We start from the raw sequence: 6,527 nt of genomic DNA, 5'->3' as shown, positions 1-6,527 counted from the left end.
GGAGCAGACGGAGCAACAGGCCCAAGTGTAACTTCAACTGGATTCTCAGCATTCATTCCAAGTGTGAATACTGCTGCTACAGCTCAATTAACTAACTGGAGTGTTGCTAGTCCACATTTCAGTTCACCGGCTTTTGATCCAACACTTGGTAATTTTACAGTACCTGCTACAGGAAGATATACTTTTGAAGCAACAATTAACTATTCAACATCTGCAACATTAACAGCTGATATTGGAGCAGGAATAAATCCTTCTTTTGTAATACGTAGAACTGCTCCTACTACTGCTGACTTAATAAGTGGTTTAGTACCAATTTTAGATGTAAATATACTTGCAGTACTGAACTTAAGAGCAATTCTAGGAGATGGAGCTGTCACGATTACTGGAGATTTAGAATTAACTGCCGGAGATGTGATCGGTCTCTTCTATGAAGCAGACGGATTGACGGTTCAGCTTACTTTAGGTGGAAACAATACAGCTGGTATCACTTGGTCAGTTCACCGTATTTCTTAACGATCACTCTTAGAGATTAGTAGTCCAATATTTAGGTGATGACAGTCCTCATTAATTATTCAATAGTAATCTATTCGAATAAATTAATGAGGATTTTTTTATTAAAAAATTAGTGCTGACCAAATATTTCCATACTGAATACATTAATTATTGCATGGGTATTTAGATAAATGAAAGTAAAAGAAATCATACTTGCTAATGAAGTGAGATACTAAGAAGGTGTTAAATGAATGAAAACTAGCATTATTATTTTAACTTATAATCAGCTAGAGGTATCGAAAAAATGCTTTGAAAGTCTTGCAAAATATACAAAGAAAGATGAAGTAGAAATCATTGTTATTGATAATGGATCGACTGATGGCACACGAGAATATTTAAGAAATAATCCTTCATTTATTACAATCTTTAATGAGAGCAATATGGGGTTTGCGAAAGGTTGTAATCAAGGAATTGAAGTCGCTACAGGTGATAACCTATTATTTTTAAATAATGATACAATCGTTACAGAAAATTGGTTAGATGCAATGCTTACTCTTTTATATAGTAATGATAAAATTGGCATGGTTGGGCCTGTAAGTAATTATGTAAGTGGATTGCAGCGAATTAATGTTGATTATCAAAATGACCAAGAAATCAATGATTTTTCATTAAGATATTGTGCAAGTGTTAAAGGAATGTCTAAGCAAGTATTAAGATTAGTAGGATTTTGTTTATTAGTAAGACGTGAATTAATTGATCGATTAGTAGGATTTGATGAAAGGTTTAAACTAGGTTCATTTGAAGATGATGATATTTGTTTAAGAACTATTTTAGAAGGCTATGAATTGCATATTGCATTAGATTCATTTGTTCATCATTACGGGCACATGACATTCAATGGAAATAGTGATATTAATATAAATCATCTATATGTTGAAAATAGAATGAAATATATCGAAAAGTGGGGAAATAATTTAATCGATATTGGGTATCCAAAGACGGAAATTATTGAAATGGTACCAGGTAATATAAATAATGTTTTAGAAATTGGTTGCTTAGCCGGAGCAACTGGTTTAGAAATTAAAAATCTATACAATTGTGAATTATATGGAACAGAAAGCGATTCAGAATTATCTTCAATTGCATCACAATTTTATAAGAGGGTTGATACAATTAGTATTGATGAAGTTCCCCACAGTTACCCAGAGGCGTATTTTGATTTAATCATAATTGATAATATTGTAAACCAACTTGTTGATCCTTGGAGTTTTATAAAAAAAATAACTAATCTTTTAAAACCATCTGGCTCAATTATTTGTAGAGTTCCAAATGTTTCCCACGGAGAAGTTCTCTTTCAATTATTACAAGGTCAATGGAATTATATACACGCTGGTATTTTGAAAAAAGAAAATATAAGATTTTTCACATCTGCAACAATTAATACACTATTTCCCACTGACCAATTTGAAGTGACGAGGAAAAAGAATGAAAATATAAATGTAGATTTAAATATTATGTTGTTTTTTGAAGAAGTAGTTCATTTAGCTCATAGCTTTGGAATAAATCTTGAACAACTAACTTCAAATCTTGAAATATATGATATGCTCTTGTTAGTAAAGAAAAAATGATGAAAAGGCAGTTGAGAGATCCTCAGCTGCCTTCGTTATTTAATCTATTTGAAAAGTACTCTCTATTTGAAAGAATACTTGGGTGTGTTGGATAAAATTGATAGGCAAATTCATTATGCTCATTTGCAAGGCGTAATTCACCTATTCTGTCATAGCAAACTGCCAGTTGTAAATGTGGCAGCCAAGTGGTACATGATGGGTTGTGATGAATTAAACGATCGTTAACCTTATTTAATGTTGCTTCTTTATACCAATAAATGGCTGAATCAAAATTATTTTTTTCAAAAAATGTATAAGCCAATCTACAACATGTTTCTGGATGAGTATTGCCATATTTAAGCGATTTTAATAACCAAGTAGTTTCTAAGTCTTTTAGATTAAACTCGTGATAACAATTAGCAATATAATGACAAGCAAGGATATTAAGTTCTTCAAATGGCTGATTTAATCTCAAAAATTTTAAAAAATACTTTATTGATTGTTCATGTTGACGATTTGTACTTAACTCTTTTGCATAATAAAATAAATCCATCGTAGAAAGATTAATGTGATTACTTAACATTTGTTCATAAATTTGAATATTTTCTTTTGCATTTTGTGTAAAAGGAAGATCAGTAATAAGGAGATTAGTAGAAAATGATTCTGTATTTGGAGAACTACTATTTGAACTTAATCTTTTAAATAATCTACTAGTTTTTTGCTTGCTTTCTACATTCCAACCGATTTGATAATCAAAATCTACATTATAAACTTCATTGTTTAATGACTGTTTTAGCTTAGAAAAATTTAAACGATCATGATCTAGTAAAACTTCACTATGGTTTAGTAAAAGTATAAAGTCTTTTGTTGCCAAAGATTTTGAAACATTTAATGCTTCTAGTTCATCCACACCATCAAAGGCATGTATATTGTCTGTAAACTGTCTTGCTAGCTCAATCGTTCGATCGTGGGAATTCATATCAACGATGATAATTTCATCAACTATGCTACTAACTGAACGAAGGCATCTTTCAATTGTGGCTTCATTATTTTGTACAACCATGCATAAACTGACTGTGATCAAGCTATCACCCTTTCTTATTATTTTGTATTAAATGATTGATGATCTATTTATGTTGATTTACTAAATAAGTAGTATCCAATTCACTTATTGTGACTTTTAAACAGTAGAGTTTAAGAAATAATGATTAGAGGATGATTTATTGTTCTTTAAAATATGAGCGGAAATACGCTTGGTTGTGTAGAACAGAAGGATTATTCGGAACAAAACTTGCTGCCACATCATTATATTTTCTAGCAGTTAATTGATCTCCTAATCGACTATAACAAAGACATAGCTGTAGATTAGGTAACCAAGTGTAACAAGCCATATTTATAAAAGGGCTATTTTTAGGTACTTCAACTAGCGTAGCAAGTTTATACCATGAAATTGCTCGTGTGTAATCTCCTTGTTGAAGATAAATAAATCCTAATCGACAGCAGTTTTCTCCTCGTGGTCCATCATAAGAAAATGAGCGTAGACAACTGCTAATAGCTTTTTCTAATTCGTTTGTATTTAAATAGCAGTCTGCCAATTTTCCACAGGCTTGAATATTATCCTCATACCAGCCTTTGCCTTCATCAAGAAACAATTCATACCATTTAATTGCCTTTTCGAATAACTGATGATCAACGCATTCATTTGCATAATAGTATTTGTCGCGAGGACTTAATTCTTTTCCGGAAGAAATTGCGTTTTCATAAATTTTTAAATTTCGATCTGAATATTCTTTGTCTTTTTGATGAATAATTGCGGCATCTGATTGGATAATCTCGCCGTAGACCTCTAAATATTCATGAACGAAACCAATCCATTTAAAGTTTCTTTCGCGCTTAACGATTCGACTCCTTACTGAACTAAAGCTAGGATTACCATTTTCATCGAACGCTAGATGATATTTCATTTTGACAGCGTCGACATTTTTAGTTAATGACTTTTTTAATTTAAGTAACTTCTTCGCATTTTCATCAGTGATAATATCATCCGCATCTAGCCACATAATATAATCCTTCGTTGCCTTAGAAAATGCAAAATTTCTTGCAGCTGAGAAATCATTGATCCAAGTAAAATCATATATTGAATTTGTAAATTTTTTAGCAATTTCCTTCGTTTTATCTGTTGAACCAGTATCAATAATGACAATTTCGTCTACTATATTAGATACAGATGATAAACATCTGGAAAGTACAGCTTCTTCGTTTTTAACAATCATACAAAGACTTAAAGTTATTGGTTTTTTTTTCATGAATTCCACCTCAATTTCTATGTTATTAAGGTTGTCAACAATTGGTGCATTTCATAGAGTTTAAAAAAATTCTTGCTTGAATTTCTACATTAGATATGATTAAATAGAAAAAATGAATATTGAAAATTTTTAGATGAAGAGAGTAATCTTATGTTGATCTTATAGAGAGTTGGGGATGGTGGAAGCCTAACAGAGCGAATAAGATGAAGCGCACTTCGGAGAAGCTAGTCTGAATTTATAGTAGGACTTTGCCGGGGAAGACCTCGTTAACAAATTTTAAGCTGGTTCAATATATTTGAACAATTAGAGTGGTACCGCGGATTAGTTAGACCCGTCTCTTATAATAGAGACGGGTTTTTTATATTTTGGAGAGGATTGATCATTATGAATTATGTAAATATGTATAGTGAACAAATTGAAAAAGCTTTAAATGGATCTTTATCTTTAACAGAAATTAATTCACTTATTGAAAAACCGCATTATGCAGATCAAGGTGATTTAGCATTTCCGTGTTTCCAATTAGCAAAAGCATTAAAAAAATCTCCAGTTCTGATTGCAAAAGAAATTGCACTACAGATTAATCATGATTTAATTGAAAAAGTAGAAGCGAACGGCCCGTATGTAAACTGCTTTTTGAATAAAAAGCTAGTTAGTAAGCAAGTAATTGAATTAGTTCTCGGTCAAGGGAAGGATTATGGAAACCAAGTAGTTGGAAAAGACAAAACGGTTGCGATTGATTGTTCCTCACCAAATATTGCAAAGCCATTTTCGATGGGGCACTTGCGTTCAACAATGATTGGTAATTCAATTGCTAAAATAGCTGAAAAAAATGGGTATAAATCAATAAAAATTAATCACCTTGGAGACTGGGGAACACAGTTTGGGAAATTAATTGTTGCTTATAAACTTTGGGGTAATCAAGATGCAGTAAAAGAAAATCCGATCAAGGAACTTCTAAAATTATATGTTAAATTTCATGAAGAAGTTGAAAAAGAGCCCCAACTTGAAGAAGAAGCTAGAAGTTGGTTTAAGCAATTAGAGGAAAAAAATGAAGAAGCCCTACATTTATGGAAGTGGTTTCGTGATGAGTCTCTTAAAGAATTCATGTTAGTTTATGATTTATTAGGAGTTAACTTTGACAGCTTCAACGGAGAAGCATTTTACAATGATAAAATGGAGCGAATTATTGAACTTCTAGAGCAAAAAAACCTTTTAGTGGAATCAGAAGGTGCCGATGTTGTTGAATTAACGGAAAAGGAATTACCGCCGTGCTTAATTAGAAAATCTGATGGAGCTACACTGTATGCAACAAGAGATTTAGCAGCTGCACTTTATCGTAAAGAAACATATGATTTTGATAAAGCGGTGTATGTTGTAGGTGGAGAACAAGCATTGCATTTTGACCAAGTATTTACAGTTTTGAAGAAAATGGGTTACGAATGGGCAAATGAAATGGTACATGTGCCATTCGGTTTAATTCTACAAAATGGTAAAAAAATGTCTACACGAAAAGGGAAAATTGTTCTATTAGAAGAGGTAATTGAGGAAGCGATTAGTTTAGCTAGTCAAAATATTGCAGAAAAAAATCCAACATTAAAAAATAAAGAAGAAGTTGCAAAAATGGTTGGAGTCGGTGCAATCATTTTCCAAGATTTAAAAAATGATCGTATGAATAATATCGAATTTTCATTAGATCAGATGCTAAAATTTGAAGGTGAAACAGGGCCATATGTACAATACTCAATTGCGAGAACAAATTCAATTTTAGAGAAAGCTTCATCACAGGATTTAAATAAACAAGATGGACTAGATGATTCATATAGTTGGGACATCATAAAACAAATCCTTGAGTTCCCTAATAAAGTTACACGTAGTTTTGAACAATTTGAACCATCTGTAATTGCTAAATATACAATAGATTTGGCACAAAGCTTCAATAAATATTATGGAAATACGCATATTTTAACAAATGATGACCAATTAGAGAGTAGATTAGCATTAATTAAAGTTGTTTCGATTGTTTTAGAAGAAGGACTAAGATTATTAGGAATTCGTGCTCCAAAAGAAATGTAAAATAACAGGTATTGAAGAAAAATTGATCTTCAATACCTGTTTTCTTTTT

At 31.6% G+C, this 6,527-nt stretch carries 4 protein-coding genes, 1 pseudogene and 1 other annotated feature; of the genes and pseudogenes, 3 read left to right on the top strand and 2 right to left on the bottom strand.

The genetic code is table 11. The features are described from left to right. Positions 1-513: pseudogene (locus CN925_RS21435) on the top strand (collagen-like protein); the annotation flags it as partial. Positions 514-743: 230 nt separating this feature from the next. Next, entirely contained in the window at positions 744-2,120 is a 1,377-nt protein-coding gene (locus tag CN925_RS20205; RefSeq protein ID WP_098848599.1) for a glycosyltransferase, read from the top strand. Positions 2,121-2,142: 22 nt separating this feature from the next. On the opposite strand, the gene CN925_RS20200 is transcribed toward CN925_RS20205, so the two are convergent. Then, complete coding sequence (locus CN925_RS20200; RefSeq protein WP_142339260.1) at positions 2,143-3,183, bottom strand: glycosyltransferase; 1,041 nt, start codon at positions 3,181-3,183, stop codon at positions 2,143-2,145. 136 nt (positions 3,184-3,319) lie between these two features. Then, entirely contained in the window at positions 3,320-4,405 is a 1,086-nt protein-coding gene (locus tag CN925_RS20195) for a tetratricopeptide repeat-containing glycosyltransferase family 2 protein (RefSeq protein WP_286138554.1), read from the bottom strand. A gap of 121 nt (positions 4,406-4,526) precedes the next feature. Beyond that, positions 4,527-4,747: a binding site (T-box leader), on the top strand. Between the two features lie 42 nt (positions 4,748-4,789). Here CN925_RS20195 and argS point away from each other — a divergent pair. Beyond that, positions 4,790-6,478, top strand: a complete 1,689-nt coding sequence (gene argS, locus CN925_RS20190) for an arginine--tRNA ligase (protein ID WP_098848597.1) — start codon at positions 4,790-4,792, stop codon at positions 6,476-6,478. The last annotated feature ends 49 nt before the right edge of the window (positions 6,479-6,527 follow it).

The sequence above is a fragment of the Bacillus sp. AFS055030 genome (assembly GCF_002574545.1).
GTDB lineage: Bacteria > Bacillota > Bacilli > Bacillales > Bacillaceae_G > Gottfriedia.
Note: the sequence above shows the minus strand (reverse complement) of the source record. Positions and strands in the feature narration are given on the sequence as shown.